The following is a 17468-nucleotide window of genomic DNA, read 5'->3' as shown; positions in this document are numbered from 1 at the left end:
CATTCATGACTCGATCCACAACACCGCGCACCCTTCGCATCGCCACACGCAACAGTGCCCTGGCCCTCTGGCAGGCCGAGTTCATCAAGGCGGAACTGGAGCGACTGCATGCCCACATCACCGTTGAGCTGTTGGGCATCAAGACCCAGGGCGACAAGATCCTGGACGTGCCCCTGGCCAAGATCGGTGGCAAGGGCCTGTTCGTGAAGGAGCTGGAAGAAGCCATGCTCGATGGCCGCGCCGACCTGGCCGTGCACTCCATGAAGGACGTGCCCATGACCTTCCCGGACGGCCTGGGACTGGTTGCCATCTGCGAGCGGGACGATCCCACCGACGCCTTCGTCAGCAACCACTACGACAACGTCGATGCCCTGCCCGAGGGCGCCCTGGTGGGCACCGCCAGCATGCGCCGGGAATCCCAGCTGCGCGCCTACCGGCCGGACCTGAAAGTCCGCACCCTGCGCGGCAACGTCAACACCCGGCTGTCCAAGCTGGATAACGGCGACTACGACGCCATCGTGCTGGCCAGCTCGGGTCTCAAGCGTCTGGGCTTTCACGACCGCATCCGCTACTGCCTGCCGGACACGATTTCCCTGCCCGCCGTGGGCCAGGGCGCGCTGGGCATCGAATGCCGCACCGACGACCAGGAACTGATCGACCTGCTGCAACCGCTCAACCACGCCGATTCCGCCGACCGGGTGCGCGCCGAACGCGCCCTCAACCGGCGCCTGGAGGGCGGCTGTCAGGTGCCTATCGCCGCCTACGCCCTGCTGGAAGGCGACGACACCCTGTGGTTACGCGGACTGGTGGGCTCCGTCGACGGCCAGACCATCCACCGGGTGGAAGGTCGTGCCCCGCGCGCCGAAGGCGAACGCCTGGGCCGCGAGCTGGGCGAGGAGCTGCTGGCCAAGGGCGCCGACAAGATCCTGGCCGAGATCTATGGCTACCGGGTCGAGTGACGCGCCGCTGGCCGGTCGCCGCATCCTGATCGGCCGCCCCGAGCCAGAAGGCGAACGACTGGCGCGAGAACTTCAGGCGGCGGGCGCCCGAACCTATTGCCTGCCGCTGCTGGAGCGCCGCGCCCTGCCGGACACGCCGGAACGCCGCACCCTGATCCAGTCGCTCGACCTGTACCAGCACGTGATCGCCGTCAGCCCCGGCGCGGCCCGCGAATTCCTGCGCTACGCCGAGGACTGGTGGCCACAGTGGCCAGTCGGACTAAACTGGTATGGAGTGGGTCAGGGGACGGCCGATGTGTTGCGGGCCGCCGGTTTGCGGGTACGCATCCCCGCCACCGGCTACAGCAGCGAGCACCTGCTGGCCCTGGCCAACCTGGCGCGACCGGCTGGCGACAAAGTACTGATCGCCAAGGGACGCGGCGGACGCGAACTGCTGGGCGAGACGCTCCGCGAGCGCGGCGCCCGGGTCGACAACATGGTGCTCTATGAGCGGGTCTGCCCCGACTACGACAGCGAGACCCTGCGCGAGGCGCTGCAGACCTTTGATCCGGATGCCATCGTGGTCCTGTCCGGAGAAACATTGAACAATCTGATCGCGCTGGGTAAGAATAACGATGACAACCTGATGCGTCGCAACCTGCTTGTCCCCGTGGCCCGGGTGGCGGACACCGCGCGGGAACAGGGTTTTGAGCGCGTGCACGTTCCGGAGCAGCTGACCGCCGAAGGCCTGATCCACTGCCTGGGGCGGCTGGACTGATCCCGCGGCCCGGAACAACGGGAATTCCAATCAACGAGTAAGGACGCCTGTGACTGAGACAACCAACAACCTGCCTGCGCCCGTCGCGTCTCCGCAACAGCCTCCGCGGCGCCTCTGGCCCTTGTGGGTGGTCGCCGTCATCGCGTTGCTGGCGGTCATTGCCCTGGGGCTCTGGAGCTGGCACCTGTGGCAACAGCAACAGGCCCTGAACCAGTCCATCGACTACCTGGACAGCACCACCGAACGCCTCGACCGCGACTACAGCCAGAGCGGCGGCCAACTGCGCGAGCGCATCCAGTCCCTGCAGTCCGAACTCGGCGAGCAGGGAGACCTGACCCGCGAGATGCAGCGCCAGATCGACCACAACGCCCAGGCCCTGCTCGAAGCCGGCAATCGCACCCGCACCGACTGGCTGCTGGCGGAAGCCGAGTACCTGCTGCGCATTGCCAACCAGCGTCTGCAGATCGAGAAAGACTTTGAAGGTGCCATGTCCGCACTGAAAGCCGCGGACGACGTGCTGGAACAGACCGACGATCCCGGCAGCTACCCGGTGCGCAAGCAGGTGGCGCGGGAAATCCTGGCCCTGCAGGGCATCGAGAAGGTGGACCGCACCGGCCTTTACCTGCAGCTGGAAGCGGCCATCGACAGCATCGGCAACCTGACCGACCGCGCACTGGCCCAGGATGCCGTCGAACAGTACAACGCCAACGCCGCAGCCGCCCCCGAATCCGGCGGCGACCAGGATGTCTTCGCCAAGGGCTGGTCGGCCATCCGCGCCACCCTGAGCGAGGCGATTTCCGTGCGCCGGCTGGACGAGCCGGTCAAGCCCCTGCTCTCCCCCGACCAGAGCGTCTACGCCCGACTCAACATGCGCCTGATGCTGGAAGAGGCACAACTGGCTGTCCTGCGCGGCAACCAGGCCCTGTACGAAAAGTCCCTGGGCAAGTCCGCCGACTGGCTCAACACCTGGTACGACGGCAGTCACGGCCCGGTACGCGCCCTGCGCGACAACCTGGCCGAGCTGGCATCGCGCGACATCAACCCGGAACTGCCGGACATCAGCCAGTCCCTGCGCCTGCTCAAGGCCCGCCTGGAAGGTCGCCTCAGCGGCGACGCACCGCCCGCCGACGACAACGCCCCGGACGGGGATAAGGCAGGCGACGCGTCATGAGGAAACTCTTTCTCCTGTTCCTGCTGGCGCTGTTGATCGGCGCCGGCCTGAGCCTGGGGCTGCAGTACGACAGCGGCTACATCCGCATCAGCCTGGGCAACTACCTGATCGAAACCAATTTCTGGGTGGGCGTCCTGCTGATCCTGCTGGTGACCGTCGCCCTGCAACTGGTGCTGGCGTTCTTCCGGCGCCTGCACAGCGGCAAGGGCGTGGTCAGCGGCTGGCTCACCCGCAGCAGCGAACGCCGCGCACGCCGCCGCACCACCCAGGGTCTGCTGGCCCTGGCCGAGGGCAACTGGCCGCGCGGGCGCAAGCTGCTGGAAAGCTCGGCGGACCGTGCTGACACGCCGCTGATCAACTACCTGGCCGCCGCCCAGTGCGCCTTCGAGTGCGGCGATCACGAAGCGGTGGAAGACCTGCTGCGCAAGGCCTTTGAAAGCACCCCGGGGTCCGACCTGGCGGTGGGCATCACCCAGGCGCAACTGCAGCTGGCGGGCAACCGCCTGGAGCAGGGGCTGGCGACGCTGGTGCGTCTGCGCAAGCAGGCCCCGCATCATCCGTTCATCCTCAAACTGATGCGGCGGGTCTACGAAGGCCTGGAAGACTGGCGCGAACTGGCCCGCCTGATTCCCGAGCTGCGCAAGCGCGATCTGGTGGACAAGGACGAACTGCAGGAACTGGAACGGACCACCTGGCACAACCTGCTGCAACAGGCCGCGGATGACATTCGCCGGCAGGCGTTCGCAGAGCGTGACCTGACGCCTCTGGTTGCCCTGTGGGACGAACTGCCCGGCTCCATGCGCCGGGATTCGTACACCATCCACGAGTACGCCCGCCACCTGGCCGAGCTGGGCGACGAGCCCCAGGCGGAAACCCTGTTGCGCAAGGTGCTGCGCAACCACTGGAGCGACGACCTGGCCAACCTCTACGGCCGCATCGCCGGCGAAAAACCGGACGAACAGCTACTCGTTGCCGAGCGCTGGCTGCAGGACCGCCCCAACAATCCCGAACTGCTGTTGGCACTGGGTCGGTTGAGCCTGCGTAATGAGCTGTGGGGGAAAGCGCGGGAGTACTTCGAAACCAGCCTGCGCCTGAAGCGCAGCCCGGAAACCCTGGCCGAACTGGCCCGATTGAATGCCCACATGGGTCACGAAGCGGAAAGCAGTCAGATGCTGATGCAGAGCCTGTTGAGGGACAACGGTCTGCCGGAACTGCCCATGCCGAAGGCCTGAGACGACCTCAGGTTCGTGTCCGAAGTACAGCTGAAGTTTATCTTCTGAAGAAGGGCGAAGGGCCGTCGGCGCAGATACTGGAATCGGTAGGTCGCACATGAGGAGCCTGTCGGCTCCTCCGACGCTAAAGCGCCGGCTACATTGCGTGTGCCCGCCCCTCAGCCTCACGCCAAGGCCCGAAGCCCCTCGCCCGTGTAGCCGAAACTTCTGTTTCGGAGCTGGCCGGAGGACAGCCGGTATCTCGCCGGGTTTGTAGGTAGCCCAGGAGGCCACCAGTTCCTCCGGTTCAGAAGCGCCGGCCACATTGCCCGTGCCGCCTATCAGCCTCACGCCAAGGCCCGAAGCCCCCGCCCGTGTAGCCGAAACTTCAGTTTCGGAGCTGGCCGGAGGACAGCCGGTATCTCGCCGGGTTTGCAGATAGCCCAGGAGGCCACCAGCTCCTCCGGTTCAGACGCGCCGGCCACATTGCCCGTGCCGCCTATCAGCCTCATGCCAAGGCCCGAAGCCCCCCGCCCGTGTAGCCGAAACTTCAGTTTCGGAGCTGGCCGAAGGACAGCCGGTATCTCGCCTGGCTTGCAGATAGCCCAGGAGGCTGCCAGTTCCTCCGGTTCAGAAGCGCCCGCTGCATTGGTTTTGCCAGCTGGTAATGTCCCGCAGGCGTCCGCCCTATTGTCCCCGCGGCGCGTATTCCAGCACGTCCGACAGGAACGCCGATTCCGGTAGTCCCGCCTCGACCAGCGCGTCCATCAGCGTGTAGACCATCGGCGGCGACCCACTGGCCAGGACACTCACGCCGGACCAGTCATAGCCACCGGCCAGGACCGCCCGCACCAGTTGGTCGTGGTGGCCGCTCCAGTCGTTGTCGGCGTCGTCGCCCACCACCGGGAAGAAGGAGAACGGCGCCCAGTCCTCCGCCCATTGATAGGCCAGCGAACGCAGGTACATGTCCTCGTGGCGCCGCACACCCCAGTACAGATGCACTGGCTGCTGGAGGCCGGTTTCCCGCAGGTAGTCGACGATGCTTTTCATCTGCGCAAAGCCGGTACCGGCCGCCACCAGCACCAGCGGCTGTTGCGGGGCCGACGCCAGGCACGCCTTGCCGTGGGGCAGCTCCAGCGTCACCTGACCATCGGTGTGGAACGTGTCCATGACGCGCTGGGCGGAAGCCCAGTCCGTCGCGGCCTGGACGTGCAGCTCGATGTCGCCACGGGACGGGCTGCTGGCAATGGAGAAGTAGGACGGCGACGCATCCGGCAGGCGCACGGACAGGTACTGGCCCGCATGAAATGCCAGCTCACGCCGACGGGGTAAGGTCAGCGTCACGCGGTATACGTCGTGGCTGAGCGTCTTGATGTCCGAGACCGTTGCCTGCATCTGCTGCGGCGTTTGGGAACCTGCGGCCATAACCTCCTCAATCTCCAATTCCACCGGCCCGCGCGGCTGGCTTCGACACAGCATCAGGGTCGCGGGCGGTTCTATCTCTTGATCGGTCCGGGTGTTGAGCACCCGTCCCGCCTTGAGCCGGGCTTCACAGAGTTCGCAGACTCCGTTGCGGCAGGACCAGCGAATGGCAATGCCTGCCCGGCGGGCCGCGGTCAGCAGATCGTCCCTGGGCGACGCGGTGAATTCGAGTCCGGCGGGGTCAATCCTGACCCGCACGGGGTCATCACGATGCGGACTCATCAATGCCCAGCTCGGACCAGATGGCATCCACCCGCTCCTTGACGGCGGCGTCCATGGCGATGGCCCGGCCCCATTCCCGGTCGGTTTCGCCCGGCCACTTGCTGGTGGCATCCAGCCCCATCTTGGAGCCCAGGCCGGCCACCGGCGAGGCGAAATCCAGGTAGTCGATCGGTGTGTTTTCCACCAGGGTGGTGTCCCGCGCCGGGTCCATTCGGGTGGTAATCGCCCAGATGACGTCGTTCCAGTCCCGGGCGTTGACGTCGTCGTCGGTGACGATCACGAACTTGGTGTACATGAACTGCCGCAGGAACGACCATACGCCCATCATCACACGTTTGGCATGGCCGGCATACTGCTTGCGCATGGTCACCACCGCCATGCGGTAGGAACAGCCTTCCGGCGGCAGGTAGAAATCCACGATTTCCGGGAACTGCTTCTGCAGGATGGGCACGAACACTTCGTTCAGCGCCAGCCCCAACACCGCCGGTTCGTCGGGCGGACGCCCGGTGTAGGTGCTGTGGTAGATCGGATCCTTGCGGTGGGTGATGCGCTCCACGGTAAACACCGGGAAATGCTCCACCTCGTTGTAGTAGCCGGTGTGATCGCCAAACGGCCCTTCCGGAGCCATGTCGTCCGGGTAAATGTAGCCCTCGAGCACGATCTCGGCGCTGGCCGGCACCTGCAGCTCCGACAGCCCCGCCTGGACCAGTTCGGTGCGACTGCCCCGCAACAGACCGGCGAAGGCATACTCGGACAGACTGTCCGGCACCGGCGTCACGGCCCCGAGGATGGTGGCGGGGTCCGCGCCCAGCGCCACCGCGACCGGGAACGGCTCGCCGGGGTGCGCCTTTTGCCACTCCTGGAAATCCAGTGCTCCGCCGCGATGGCTGAGCCAGCGCATGATCAGCCGGTTGCGACCGATCAGTTGCTGCCGATAAATCCCCAGGTTCTGACGTTCTTTATGCGGCCCGCGGGTAATGACCAGCGGCCAGGTTACCAGGGGCCCGGCGTCCTCCGGCCAGCAATGCTGGATGGGCAGTTTGTAGAGGTCGACGTGGTCTTTGTCGATCACCACGTCCTGGCAGGGCGCAGAGCGGCGCACTTTTGGCCCCATCTGCATGACCTGCTTGAAGATCGGCAGCTTTTCCCAGGCGTCCTTGAAGCCCTTGGGCGGATCCGGCTCCTTGAGGAACGCCAGCAGCTTGCCCACTTCACGCAGGCTGGCCACGTCCTCCTGGCCCATGCCCAGGGCGACCCGTTTGGGGGTGCCGAACAGGTTGGCCAGCACGGGAATGTCCGAGCCCTTGGGGTTCTCGAACAACAGTGCCGGGCCGCCCGCACGCAGGGTGCGGTCGCAGATTTCGGTCATCTCCAGGTAGGGATCGACTTCGGTCTTGATGCGCTTGAGCTCGCCAATCGCTTCCAGTTGGCGAATGAAATCGCGCAGATCGTCGTATTTCATGACGCTGTCCTGAGCCTGAACGTCCAAAGGGATGGAGCAGTGTACGGGAAAGCAGGATGGATGGCCCACCCGCGACCGAAGGTTGCGGGTGGGCCGGGCGCGATCAGCGCTTCTTCATGGACTGGAAGAATTCGTCGTTGGTCTTGGTATCGCGCAGCTTGTCGAGCAGGAACTCGAGGGACGCGGTGTCGTCGTCCATGGAGTGCAGCAGCTTGCGCAGGATCCAGATCCGCTGGATGTCGGCCTCGCTCATCAGCAGATCCTCGCGGCGGGTGCCGGAGCTGCGGATGTTGATGGCCGGGTAGGTACGCTTCTCGGCAATGCGGCGGTCCAGGTGGACTTCCATGTTGCCGGTACCCTTGAACTCTTCGTAGATGACCTCGTCCATCTTGGAACCGGTGTTGACCAGCGCGGTGGCCAGGATGGTCAGGCTGCCGCCTTCCTCGACGTTCCGCGCGGCACCGAAGAAACGCTTGGGCTTCTCCAGGGCGTGGGCGTCGACACCACCGGTCAGCACCTTGCCGGAGGACGGGATCACGGTGTTGTAGGCACGCGCCAGACGGGTGATGGAGTCGAGCAGGATCACTACGTCCTTCTTGTGCTCGACCAGACGCTTGGCCTTTTCGATCACCATCTCGGCGACCTGCACGTGACGTGCCGGCGGCTCGTCGAAGGTGGAGGCAATCACTTCGCCGCGCACAGTGCGCTGCATTTCGGTGACTTCCTCAGGACGCTCGTCGATGAGCAGAACCATCACGTGGCATTCCGGGTTGTTCCGGGTGATGGACTGGGCGATGCCCTGCATCAACAGCGTCTTACCCGCTTTCGGCGGGGATACGATCAGGCCACGCTGGCCTTTACCGATCGGAGCCACCAGGTCCAGGACCCGGGATGAGAGGTCCTCGGTGCTGCCGTTACCGGCTTCCAGCATCAGGCGCTCGTCCGGGAACAGCGGCGTGAGGTTCTCGAACAGAATCTTGTTGCGGGCGTTGTCCGGCTTGTCGAAGTTGATCTCGTTGACCTTCAACAGCGCAAAGTAACGCTCGCCATCTTTCGGCGGCCGGATCTTGCCGGCAATGGTGTCGCCGGTGCGCAGGTTAAAGCGCCGGATCTGGCTCGGCGACACGTAGATGTCGTCCGGGCCGGCGAGGTAAGACGCATCGGCGGAACGGAGGAAGCCGAAACCGTCCTGGAGAATCTCCAGCACGCCGTCCCCGTAGATGTCCTCGCCGCTTTTGGCGTGCTTCTTCAGGATCGAGAAAATGACGTCCTGCTTACGAGAACGGGCCAGGTTATCCAGTCCCATTTCCTGGGCAATATCCAGCAGCTCGGGAACGGGTTTCTGCTTCAGATCAGTAAGGTTCATATTTTATTTGACGACTTGGAATGGAATATCAATCAGGTTTGCGAAGACAGGGGGGGAATTCCCCTGAGCGTAACGTGATGCTTTTAAGTATCGGGACAGAAACCGTGAGGCGGGCGCCTGAACGGCTTTTTCTTTGGAAGCGAGTAAACGTGCCGGCCATTATAGCAACAAGTCAGGCCATTACCACCCCTTCCAAATTTGCGGTGACAACAGGATACTGATTGGCACGACTTAAGGGTATAGCGCGTTTTTCAAACAGTAGCAAGTCATTCCTTCCATCCCTGCAATCGAAGTGGAAATCCTTGACCTATGGCAAACTCCGACACCTTCGTGCCTCTGAACATCGCCGTGCTGACCATCTCCGACAGCCGTGGCCCCGCTGAGGACACTTCCGGCCAGTACCTCACCGACCAGGCCAACGCCGCCGGCCACCACGTGGTCGAACGTCGCCTGCTGCCGGACGACATCTACCTGATCCGGGCCCTGGTCGCACGCTGGGTGGCCGACAGCCGCATCCACGTGGTGCTGATCACCGGTGGCACAGGATTCCACGAGCGGGACAGCACGCCGGAAGCGGTTGCGCCCCTGTTCGATAAGCTCATCGACGGATTCGGTGAAGAATTCCGGCGCCTCTCCGCCGACGACATCGGCTCCTCTACCATCCAGTCCCGGGCACTGGGCGGCCTGTCCAACCACACCGTCGTGTTCTGCCTGCCCGGCTCCACCGGCGCCTGCACCCTGGGCTGGGAAGGCATCCTCAGGCAGCAGCTCGACAGCCGCCACCGGCCGTGCAATTTCTCGGCGCTGGTCAACCGCAAACCGGAACGCCCGCTGCACCGGCTCGACGACGCCCTCGACACCGGGAGCAACCATGGGACCGACTGACGGCCTGACCCGCCTGGACGACGCCCTGGCGCACCTGCTGCCCCAAGCTCATGCGGTCGCCGAAAAGCAGGTGCGACGCCTGGAAGACGCCGGAGGTCAGATCCTGGCCAACGACATCTCCGTGCCGGCCGACGTACCACCGGCGGACAACAGCGCGGTGGACGGCTACGCCATCCGGCTCGCCGACCTGGCCAACCAGCCGCTGCCGGTCAGCCAGCGGATTCCCGCCGGGGTGGCGCCGCAGCCGCTCGAACCCGGCACTGTAGCCCGGATTTTTACCGGCGCCTCGGTGCCGGATGGGGCCGAGGCGGTGCTGATGCAGGAACACGCCAGCGTCGACGATGCCGGATTGCGGACCGATCACGCACTGTCGCCGGGGCAGAACATCCGCCCCCGGGGCCAGGATCTGCGTGCCGGCAGCATGGCCCTGGCCGCCGGCACCAGGCTGCGGCCCCAGGAATTGGGCCTGCTGGCCTCGCTGGGCATCGCCGAAATTTCGGTGCGGCGCCCAGTGCGCGTGGCCATCCTCACCACCGGCGACGAACTGGTGCCGCCGGGGCAGCCACTACCACCCGGCAAGATCTATAACACCAACCGGTTTGCGCTGCGTGCCCTCTTGGAATCCCTGCATTGCGAGGTCGTCGATCTGGGCGACGTGGCCGACACCCGCGAGGCGACCCGGACCGCGCTGGAACAGGCCGCGACCCAGTCCGACCTGATCCTGTCCAGCGGCGGCGTCTCGGTGGGGGAAGAAGATCACGTGCGCGGCGCGATGGAAGCCCTGGGCGACGTCAGCCTGTGGCGCCTGGCCGTGAAACCCGGCAAGCCCCTGGCCTTCGGACGGATCGGCACCACGCCCATGCTGGGACTGCCCGGCAACCCGGCTGCGGTGCTGGTGACCTTCCTGATCATCGCCGCTCCGTTTATCCGCCGCTTGCAGGGCCGATCCGACACCCCGGCCGCCGCCCTCGCGCTGCCTGCCGGCTTCAGCGTCGACAGGGCATCGCCCCGGCGCGAGTTCGTGCGGGCCCGGCGCGTGGAGCGGGACGGCCAAACCCGGATCGAAGCCTACCCCAACCAGAGTTCGGGCATGCTAAGCTCAGCCTGTTGGGCCGACGGTCTCGCCGTGGTTCCCGAGAACACTCGCGTGGCGCCCGGCGACACCCTTGCCTTTTACCCGTTCAACGACCTGCTGGGCTGACTATGAGCAACACCGTCACCATCAAGTTCTTCGCGCGGTTGCGCGAAACCCTGGATACCGACAGCCTGGACCTGCCGGTAGAGAGCGGAACCACGGTGGCCGATCTGATCCGCACCCTGGCCAGCCGCGGATCGCCCTGGGATACCCTGGACGGCGACCGCAGCGTGATGATCGCCGTCAACCAGACCATGGCCCGCCCGTCGCAGCCGGTCAGCGCCGGCGACGAAGTGGCCCTGTTTCCGCCGGTGACCGGGGGCTAGCCATGATTCGCATCCAGACCGAGGACTTCGAGATCGGCCGGGAAACCGACGCGCTCGCCGACGACGGTCAATCCGGCGCCATCGCCACGTTCACAGGCCTGGTGCGCGCCAGCGGCGATCGCCAGGACGTGCGCGCCCTGTTCCTGGAACACTATCCCGGCATGACCGAATCGGTGATTGAGGATCTCATTGCCCAGGCCTCCGAACGCTGGTCCATCAACGCCGTCCGCGTGATTCACCGGGTCGGGGAGCTGGCGCTGGGCGAGCGCATTGTGTTTGTCGGCGTGACCAGTGCCCACCGCGGCGATGCCTTCGCAGCATGCGAGTTCCTGATGGACGCCCTCAAGACCTCAGCCCCGTTCTGGAAGAAGGAAATCACCGCGGATGGCACGTCGCACTGGGTGGAGCAGAAAGACAGCGACCGCCGGAAAGCGGACGACTGGCAGGCGGGCTGATCCGGCGGCTCAGCCCGCCCAGTCCTCCGGCGCGTTGAGGTTGCGAAAGCTGTCTTCGTCCGCCGGAAGCGCCGGAAACAGCGGCTCGTAAGACGCCGCAAAGCCCATCACCTTGCGCCCGCCCTGGGCCAGGTAATCCCGCAGCGCTTCCGCCAGGGGCACGGGATAATAGCCGTGCAACGGATGCAGGCGGTCACTCACTTTCGCCAGAACGACGCGCTGCGGATTGGCCTGCGCGTCCGCCGCCAACACCCCCATGACGGCGGCTGTCACCGCCGGCGTATCGCACGGCATCACCAGAACGCCGTCAGCGCCCTGCGCCCGCGCCCGCTCCAGCCCGGCCAGCAGCCCCGCCAGCGGCCCGGCGTCTTCGAATGCCGGGTCGTCAGCCACGACCGCATCGGCCCAGGATCGATGGGCATCGAGTTGTCGATTGGCGCTGATCAGCAAGGTCCGGCAATGCGGACGCAATGCCTCGCAGGCGGTAGCCACCAGCGGCCGGCCGCGCCAGAGAGCGAGCCCCTTCTCCAGCCCGCCCATGCGGCGGGCGCGACCACCCGCCAGGATCAGGCCGGCGCATCCGCCCGATGGGTCTGAACCCGTCATGACTTACTCCCTGTTCGCGGATACCGAGACATAAAAAAACCACCTTCCGCACGACCGGAAGATGGTTTCTTCACTGCGGAGCCCCGCATCGCATCAACGCCGCTGAGGGCGTGGCGACACATGGCCCGACCGCGACCCGATTACAGGTTGCTGTCGAGGAACGCCGCCAGCTGGGACTTGGACAGTGCGCCCACCTTGGTGGCGTCCACGTTGCCGTTCTTGAACAGCATCAGGGTCGGAATGCCGCGGATATTGAACTTCGGCGGAGTCTGCTCGTTCTCGTCGATGTTGAGTTTGCAGATCTTCAGCTTGCCGTCGTACTCCTCGGCAATCTCCTCCAGAACCGGCGCAATCATCTTGCACGGGCCACACCATTCCGCCCAGTAATCCACCAGGACCGGGGTATCGGCCTTCAGCACATCCTCTTCGAAGGAGGCGTCGGTTACGTTTACGATATTTCCGCTCATTACTGTTTCCTGCTTTTGGCAGCGCCCATTGCCGGATCACTGCGCCTAGACGTTTACGGCCCGTCCGCCGACCGGCCACTTCGAATCTACCGATCCACTTTACGCGAAAGCCCGTCCGCGAGGAAAGTCCCACGCCGGATACGGACCATGAGCATGAACAACCGGGGGTAGCGCACGCTACTGACAGGTTGGCGGGGTATGGCTTATAGTTACCCGCAGTGTCGGTTCACCATGAGGAGCCCACACAATAAAAGGAACCTCTGGTTAAGTCTATTGGCGATTCTGGCTCACCCGGCACGCCGGAATCAAGGCACGCCGGTTCAGCACGACCGCGCCGGGCCGCACCGAGTTCCAGGCGCGGATTTGCCAATAGACATGATTCAGAGGCCAAGCCCGGCAAGAGGATTTCAAGACACGTGACGGCCCCCAACAGCGCCACCGACCGGGACCTGCTGGCTGCCATCGATATGGGCTCCAACAGTTTCCATATGGTGATTGCCCGCCTGATCCACGGCGAGATTCGCACCCTCGAGAAGATGGGGGAAAAAGTCCAACTCGGTGCCGGTCTCGACGCCAGCAACCGCCTGACCGAAGCCGCCCAGGAACGCGCCCTCGACTGTCTGCGCCGTTTCGCCCAGCGCCTGCAGGGCATGCCGCCATCGATGGTGCAGATCGTCGGCACCAACGCCCTGCGCGTCGCCCGCAACGCACCTGAATTCATGGAGCGGGCCGAGGAAGTGCTCGGCTTTCCGGTGGAGATCATCGCCGGTCGCGAGGAAGCCCGCCTGATCTACCTGGGCGTGTCCCACAGCCTGTCCGACGACACCGGCCGACGCCTGGTGATCGACATCGGCGGCGGCAGCACCGAGTTCATTATCGGCGAACGCTTCGAGCCCCAGGCCCTGGAAAGCCTGCACATGGGCTGCGTCTCGTTCCGCAACCGCTACTTCCCGGACGGCAAGATCCAGCGCAAGCAGATGGACAAGGCCCTGACCCACGCCGCCCAGGAACTGCTCAACATCCGCCATCGCTTCCGCGATCTCGGCTGGCAGAGCACCGTCGGTTCGTCCGGTTCGATCAAGGCGATCGCGTCGGTCCTGAGCAACCTCAAGCTGACCAACGGCACCATCACCCTGGAAGCCCTGCGTGAACTGCGTCAGCGGCTGGTGGACATGGGCAACGTCGAGCGCCTGGGCGAACTGGGCGTGCGCAGTGACCGCCAGAGCATCTTTCCGGCGGGGCTGGCGATCCTGCTGGCCGCGTTCGAGTCACTGGAGATCGAAAGCCTGACCTATTCCGACGGCGCGCTGCGTGAAGGGCTGCTGTACGACATCGTCGGCCGCATCCAGCACGAAGACGTGCGCGAGCGCTCCATCCAGGCGCTGCAGGGCCGCTATGACATCGACTCGGCCCACGCGGCCGCGGTCGAAACCACCGCCATCGCGGCGTTTCGTCAGGTGGCCGAAGCCTGGGGCATCAACACAGAGTACGACGAGGAGCTGCTGCGCTGGGGCTGCCGCCTGCACGAGATCGGCCTGGCCATTTCCCACAGCCAGTACCACAAGCACGGCGCCTATCTGCTGCGCTACTCGGACCTGTCCGGGTTCACCCAGCAGGCCCAGCGCAATCTGGCCACGCTGGTGCGCGGCCATCGGCGCAAGTTCTCCAACGCCGTATTCGAGGACGCCGACGAGGACGATATCCCACGCCTGCAATACCTCTGCGTGTTGCTGAGACTGGCGGTGCTGATCCAGCACCCCCGCAACATGGATCAGCCGGCGGGATTCAAAGTGGAGGCCAACGGCGCGGACAGCCTGGCGGTCGGCTTCGCCGACAACTGGCTGGAGGAACGCCCGCTGACCCGCGCCGATCTGGAAAACGAGCAGGAATTCCTGGCGCGCCAGAACATCAAGCTGACCATCATGCCCTGAGGCGGGCCGGCGGGCTTCAGGACTGCTCGCCGGCCATTTCCTCCAGGGTCTCCGACACCTCAAGCCACTCCATTTCAACCGTTTCCAGCTCGGCCCGGGCCTCGGACTGGGCGCCCAGCGCCGCTTTCAGGTCGTTCTTGCGCTCAGGCTCGTAAAGGCCCGCGTCCGCCAGGGTCTCTTCCAGCTCATTGAGGCGGATCTGCACGTCGCCCATCCTCTTTTCCAGAGTTTCCTGGCGCTTGCGATAGGGGCTCATTTTCTGGCGCAGGGCCGCCTCGGCGCGCTTGCGGGCCTTGCGATCATCGGCGCTCTCTCCCACTTCGGGGGATTTGGCGGCACGGTCGTCCGCCCCCGGTGAAGGGGTCCGCACGTCTTCAGTCCGGCGCTCGGCGAGCCAGCGCTCGTAATCCTCCAGATCCCCGTCGTACGACGTCACGGCGCCGTCGTTGACCATCAGGAAATCGTCCACGGTGTTGCGCAGCAGGTGACGGTCGTGGGACACCACCACCACGGCCCCTTCGAAACGCTGCAGCGCCTCGGTCAGGGCCTGGCGCATCTCCAGGTCCAGGTGGTTGGTGGGCTCGTCGAGCAGCAGCAGGTTGGGCTTGGCCCAGGCGATCAGCGCCAGGGCCACCCGGGCTTTCTCGCCACCGGAAAAGGTGCGGATCCGCTCCAGCGCATCGTCGCCGTGAAAGCCGAAACCGCCCAGGAAATTGCGGATCGACTGCTCCGACGCTTTCGGTGCCTCCCGCTGCAGGTGCAGGAAGGGGCTGGCGTCCAGATCCAGGGACTCCAGCTGGTGCTGCGCGAAGTAGCCGATGGCCAGGTGCTCACCGGAGGTGCGCTCCCCGGCCGTCAACGTGCCGCTGTCGTACAGGGCGCTGATGAGCGTGGACTTGCCCGCGCCATTGGGGCCAAGCAGCCCGATCCGGGAGCCCGGCAACAGGCTCACATTAATGCCGCGCAAGATGGTACGGCCATCATGGCCGGCCTCGCCCTGGCGGATCGACAGCAGCGGATTGCTGATCTTGTCCGCTTCCGGAAAACTGAACTGGAACGGCGAATCCACATGGGCCGGGGCGATGCGCTCCATCCGCTCCAGCGACTTGATCCGGCTCTGGGCCTGACGGGCCTTGGTGGCCTTGGCCTTGAAGCGGCGGATGAAATCCTCAATCTCTGCGATCCGCGCCTGCTGGCGTTCGTAGCCGGCCTGCTGCTGGGCCAGCCGTTCGCTGCGCTGGGTCTCGAAGGCCGAGTAGTTGCCTGTGTAAGTGACCAGCGCGCGATTGTCGAAGTGCAGGATGTGGGTGGCCACACGGTCCATGAAATCGCGGTCGTGGGAGATGAATAGCAGGGTGCCCGGGTAGCGGCTGAGCCAGTTCTCAAGCCACAGGCAGGCGTCCAGGTCCAGGTGGTTGGTGGGCTCGTCGAGCAGCAGCAGGTCGGACGGGCGCATCAGTGCCTGGGCCAGGTTCAGCCGGATACGCCAGCCGCCGGAGAAAGACGCCACCGGCCGCTCGACATCGGCGTCGACGAAGCCCAGGCCGCGCAACAGGGTCTCCACCCGGCGTGGTGCCGACCAGGCCTCGTGCAGGTCCAGCTCGCCGTGGATGCGGGCCTGGGCATGGTCGTCCCCCCGGCTCTCGGCGTCCGCCAGGGCCTCCTCCAGCCGGCGCAGTTCCACGTCGCCGTCCAGCACAAAATCCCGGGCACTGCGATCGGTCGCTTCCACTTCCTGGGCCATATGCGCCAGCCGGCAGCCGCCGGGCAGCGACACCTCTCCCGCTTCCGGCTGCAACTGCCCGAGAATGAGTTTGAACAGACTGGACTTGCCGGCGCCGTTGGCACCGACGATGGCCACCCTCTGGCCGGGCTGAATCGTCGCCGATACACGCTCTAGCAACCACTGCCCGCCCCGTTGTAGACTAAGCTCTGTTAATGTCAGCATGCGCGCATTCTATCAGGGATGACACATTCCCGGGGATAACCTCTGGATACCGTCGCAGCTTGTCAGGATTCACGGCCGGAATGCAGAACCGGCGCCAGCGACCGAAACGGTCCCCCGATGTCTATGCAGCCACCCGCCGACCTGTCACTGGAGAACCCGTTGTGGCAGACCGCCTTGTCGCTCTGGTCCGATCCGGACGTCGCCGAGGCCAGCCTGATGCTTCAGGCCTGCGGTTGTTCGGTGTCCCGTTTGCTGACCGCCGCCTGGCTGGCCATTGAAGGTCGCGACTGGGACGGCTGGGAAAGCGAGGGCGTACAACGCTGGCGCTCACAGCATACGACGCCCCTCCGGCAACAACGGCAGGCGCTGGCCAAGGCCTTTCCAACGGATGTCCTGCGCGAGCAGATCAAGCGCGCCGAGTTGGCGGCGGAACGGATTGAACTGGCCTGGATCCACCATGACCTTGAGGCCATCCGTAATGATTCGGATACAGCTCGTCCCGATATGTCCGCAAATTCGGTCTATAATGAAGCGCTGTTAATCCGTAACCTGCGCGCGGCAGCCCCAACCGGGGATGATTCTCAAGCACTGGAAACCGGTATGAACCGACTGACACAGGCTCTGGCGATCACGATCCACGCCACCCGCGCCACTCCAAACCAGGGGACATCCCAATGATGATGCGTCGCTGGGCTTTCAGGCTGGCCTTCCCGGCTCTGGGTCTGCTTATCGTCCTGATGTTCTTCGGCATCAAGGAACCGGCCCCGCAAACCGCCTCGACCACCGAGGAACCGGAAACCGCGCCCTCCTTCGAAGGCGTGGTGCCCAACCCGGTGCCCGACGACGGCCCCGACATCGTATTCAAGTGGCAGGACACGGACGGAAGCTGGCATTACGCCGACAAACCGCCCACGGACCGCAACTGGAATGCCCTGGCGGTGGATCCCGCCAGCACCGGCGTCAACGGCGAACCGGAGGTCATGACCGAGCCGGACTGGCAATCGCCCTACGCGGCCCCCTTCTCCCTCAGCGCCGACAATATCCGCCAGCGACAGAATGCGGCCACCCCGTAGGGGCTTCGCCCC

17 protein-coding genes are annotated in these 17468 nt (G+C 65.2%); 11 read left to right on the top strand and 6 right to left on the bottom strand.

All coding sequences use genetic code 11. The features are described 5' to 3' along the window. Window positions 1–5: 5 nt before the first annotated feature. The 4 genes from hemC to DKK67_RS01735 are packed head-to-tail and all read left to right on the top strand — an operon-like array spanning window position 6 to window position 4119. Window positions 6–959, top strand: a complete 954-nt coding sequence (gene hemC, locus DKK67_RS01750; RefSeq protein WP_111493804.1) for a hydroxymethylbilane synthase — start codon at window positions 6–8, stop codon at window positions 957–959. Next, entirely contained in the window at window positions 940–1716 is a 777-nt protein-coding gene (locus DKK67_RS01745; protein ID WP_111493802.1) for a uroporphyrinogen-III synthase, read from the top strand. Before hemC ends, DKK67_RS01745 begins: the two co-directional genes overlap by 20 nt. A gap of 49 nt (window positions 1717–1765) precedes the next feature. After that, window positions 1766–2887, top strand: coding sequence for a uroporphyrinogen-III C-methyltransferase (locus DKK67_RS01740; protein ID WP_111493800.1), 1122 nt, complete (start codon window positions 1766–1768; stop codon window positions 2885–2887). Further along, complete coding sequence (locus DKK67_RS01735; RefSeq protein ID WP_111493798.1) at window positions 2884–4119, top strand: heme biosynthesis HemY N-terminal domain-containing protein; 1236 nt, start codon at window positions 2884–2886, stop codon at window positions 4117–4119. The genes DKK67_RS01740 and DKK67_RS01735 overlap by 4 nt, the downstream gene beginning before the upstream one ends. A gap of 666 nt (window positions 4120–4785) precedes the next feature. Here the strand turns inward: DKK67_RS01735 and DKK67_RS01730 are convergent. From DKK67_RS01730 to rho, 3 genes are all read right to left on the bottom strand, one after another. Beyond that, complete coding sequence (locus tag DKK67_RS01730) at window positions 4786–5829, bottom strand: 2Fe-2S iron-sulfur cluster-binding protein (protein ID WP_228160485.1); 1044 nt, start codon at window positions 5827–5829, stop codon at window positions 4786–4788. Then, window positions 5786–7264, bottom strand: a complete 1479-nt coding sequence (gene ubiD / locus DKK67_RS01725; RefSeq protein ID WP_111493794.1) for a 4-hydroxy-3-polyprenylbenzoate decarboxylase — start codon at window positions 7262–7264, stop codon at window positions 5786–5788. The genes DKK67_RS01730 and ubiD overlap by 44 nt, the downstream gene beginning before the upstream one ends. Window positions 7265–7367: 103 nt before the next feature. Further along, window positions 7368–8630 (bottom strand): transcription termination factor Rho, encoded by a 1263-nt coding sequence (rho, locus tag DKK67_RS01720; RefSeq protein WP_111493792.1) that lies wholly within the window; start codon window positions 8628–8630, stop codon window positions 7368–7370. A gap of 309 nt (window positions 8631–8939) precedes the next feature. Here rho and moaB point away from each other — a divergent pair, with 309 nt between their 5' ends. Genes moaB through moaE form a run of 4 tightly spaced genes read left to right on the top strand, consistent with a single transcriptional unit; the run spans window position 8940 to window position 11431 of the window. Further along, window positions 8940–9515 carry a molybdenum cofactor biosynthesis protein B gene (gene moaB / locus DKK67_RS01715; RefSeq protein ID WP_111493790.1) on the top strand — a complete coding sequence of 192 codons (576 nt, stop codon included), beginning with the start codon at window positions 8940–8942 and terminating at the stop codon, window positions 9513–9515. Continuing rightward, window positions 9502–10716 carry a molybdopterin molybdotransferase MoeA gene (locus DKK67_RS01710; protein ID WP_111493788.1) on the top strand — a complete coding sequence of 405 codons (1215 nt, stop codon included), beginning with the start codon at window positions 9502–9504 and terminating at the stop codon, window positions 10714–10716. Before moaB ends, DKK67_RS01710 begins: the two co-directional genes overlap by 14 nt. A gap of 2 nt (window positions 10717–10718) precedes the next feature. Beyond that, entirely contained in the window at window positions 10719–10976 is a 258-nt protein-coding gene (gene moaD / locus DKK67_RS01705; RefSeq protein WP_111493786.1) for a molybdopterin converting factor subunit 1, read from the top strand. Window positions 10977–10978: 2 nt separating this feature from the next. After that, window positions 10979–11431 carry a molybdopterin synthase catalytic subunit MoaE gene (gene moaE / locus DKK67_RS01700; protein WP_111493784.1) on the top strand — a complete coding sequence of 151 codons (453 nt, stop codon included), beginning with the start codon at window positions 10979–10981 and terminating at the stop codon, window positions 11429–11431. Between the two features lie 9 nt (window positions 11432–11440). On the opposite strand, the gene mobA is transcribed toward moaE, so the two are convergent. Then, the gene (mobA, locus tag DKK67_RS01695) at window positions 11441–12037 is read right to left on the bottom strand and encodes a molybdenum cofactor guanylyltransferase MobA (RefSeq protein WP_111493782.1); all 597 of its coding nucleotides are present in this window, start codon (window positions 12035–12037) and stop codon (window positions 11441–11443) included. A 140-nt stretch (window positions 12038–12177) separates the two neighbouring features. Then, window positions 12178–12504 carry a thioredoxin TrxA gene (gene trxA / locus DKK67_RS01690; protein ID WP_111493780.1) on the bottom strand — a complete coding sequence of 109 codons (327 nt, stop codon included), beginning with the start codon at window positions 12502–12504 and terminating at the stop codon, window positions 12178–12180. Between the two features lie 404 nt (window positions 12505–12908). On the opposite strand from trxA, the gene ppx reads away from it, so the two are divergent. Beyond that, a complete protein-coding gene (ppx, locus tag DKK67_RS01685; RefSeq protein WP_407657824.1) occupies window positions 12909–14435 on the top strand; it encodes an exopolyphosphatase in 1527 nt (508 codons plus the stop codon). 16 nt (window positions 14436–14451) lie between these two features. On the opposite strand, the gene DKK67_RS01680 is transcribed toward ppx, so the two are convergent. After that, a complete protein-coding gene (locus tag DKK67_RS01680) occupies window positions 14452–16383 on the bottom strand; it encodes an ATP-binding cassette domain-containing protein (protein WP_111493778.1) in 1932 nt (643 codons plus the stop codon). A gap of 123 nt (window positions 16384–16506) precedes the next feature. Here DKK67_RS01680 and DKK67_RS01675 point away from each other — a divergent pair, with 123 nt between their 5' ends. Further along, window positions 16507–17061 (top strand): DUF2390 domain-containing protein, encoded by a 555-nt coding sequence (locus tag DKK67_RS01675; protein ID WP_162628715.1) that lies wholly within the window; start codon window positions 16507–16509, stop codon window positions 17059–17061. After that, a complete protein-coding gene (locus DKK67_RS01670; RefSeq protein WP_322873898.1) occupies window positions 17058–17456 on the top strand; it encodes a DUF4124 domain-containing protein in 399 nt (132 codons plus the stop codon). Before DKK67_RS01675 ends, DKK67_RS01670 begins: the two co-directional genes overlap by 4 nt. Window positions 17457–17468 lie beyond the last annotated feature (12 nt).

The organism is Marinobacter bohaiensis, assembly GCF_003258515.1.
Taxonomy (GTDB): domain Bacteria; phylum Pseudomonadota; class Gammaproteobacteria; order Pseudomonadales; family Oleiphilaceae; genus Marinobacter_A; species Marinobacter_A bohaiensis.
The sequence above is the reverse complement of the archived record's forward strand: the minus strand, read 5'-3'. Positions and strand labels throughout refer to the sequence as shown.

Coding starts and splice junctions, on each gene's coding strand:
- hemC (WP_111493804.1), top strand. CDS start 6: ATGACTCGATCCACAACACCGCGCACCCTTCGCATCGCCACACGCAAC.
- DKK67_RS01745 (WP_111493802.1), top strand. CDS start 940: ATGGCTACCGGGTCGAGTGACGCGCCGCTGGCCGGTCGCCGCATCCTG.
- DKK67_RS01735 (WP_111493798.1), top strand. CDS start 2,884: ATGAGGAAACTCTTTCTCCTGTTCCTGCTGGCGCTGTTGATCGGCGCC.
- DKK67_RS01730 (WP_228160485.1), bottom strand. CDS start 5,829: ATGCCATCTGGTCCGAGCTGGGCATTGATGAGTCCGCATCGTGATGAC.
- ubiD (WP_111493794.1), bottom strand. CDS start 7,264: ATGAAATACGACGATCTGCGCGATTTCATTCGCCAACTGGAAGCGATT.
- rho (WP_111493792.1), bottom strand. CDS start 8,630: ATGAACCTTACTGATCTGAAGCAGAAACCCGTTCCCGAGCTGCTGGAT.
- moaB (WP_111493790.1), top strand. CDS start 8,940: ATGGCAAACTCCGACACCTTCGTGCCTCTGAACATCGCCGTGCTGACC.
- DKK67_RS01710 (WP_111493788.1), top strand. CDS start 9,502: ATGGGACCGACTGACGGCCTGACCCGCCTGGACGACGCCCTGGCGCAC.
- moaD (WP_111493786.1), top strand. CDS start 10,719: ATGAGCAACACCGTCACCATCAAGTTCTTCGCGCGGTTGCGCGAAACC.
- moaE (WP_111493784.1), top strand. CDS start 10,979: ATGATTCGCATCCAGACCGAGGACTTCGAGATCGGCCGGGAAACCGAC.
- mobA (WP_111493782.1), bottom strand. CDS start 12,037: ATGACGGGTTCAGACCCATCGGGCGGATGCGCCGGCCTGATCCTGGCG.
- trxA (WP_111493780.1), bottom strand. CDS start 12,504: ATGAGCGGAAATATCGTAAACGTAACCGACGCCTCCTTCGAAGAGGAT.
- DKK67_RS01680 (WP_111493778.1), bottom strand. CDS start 16,383: ATGCTGACATTAACAGAGCTTAGTCTACAACGGGGCGGGCAGTGGTTG.
- DKK67_RS01675 (WP_162628715.1), top strand. CDS start 16,507: ATGCAGCCACCCGCCGACCTGTCACTGGAGAACCCGTTGTGGCAGACC.
- DKK67_RS01670 (WP_322873898.1), top strand. CDS start 17,058: ATGATGATGCGTCGCTGGGCTTTCAGGCTGGCCTTCCCGGCTCTGGGT.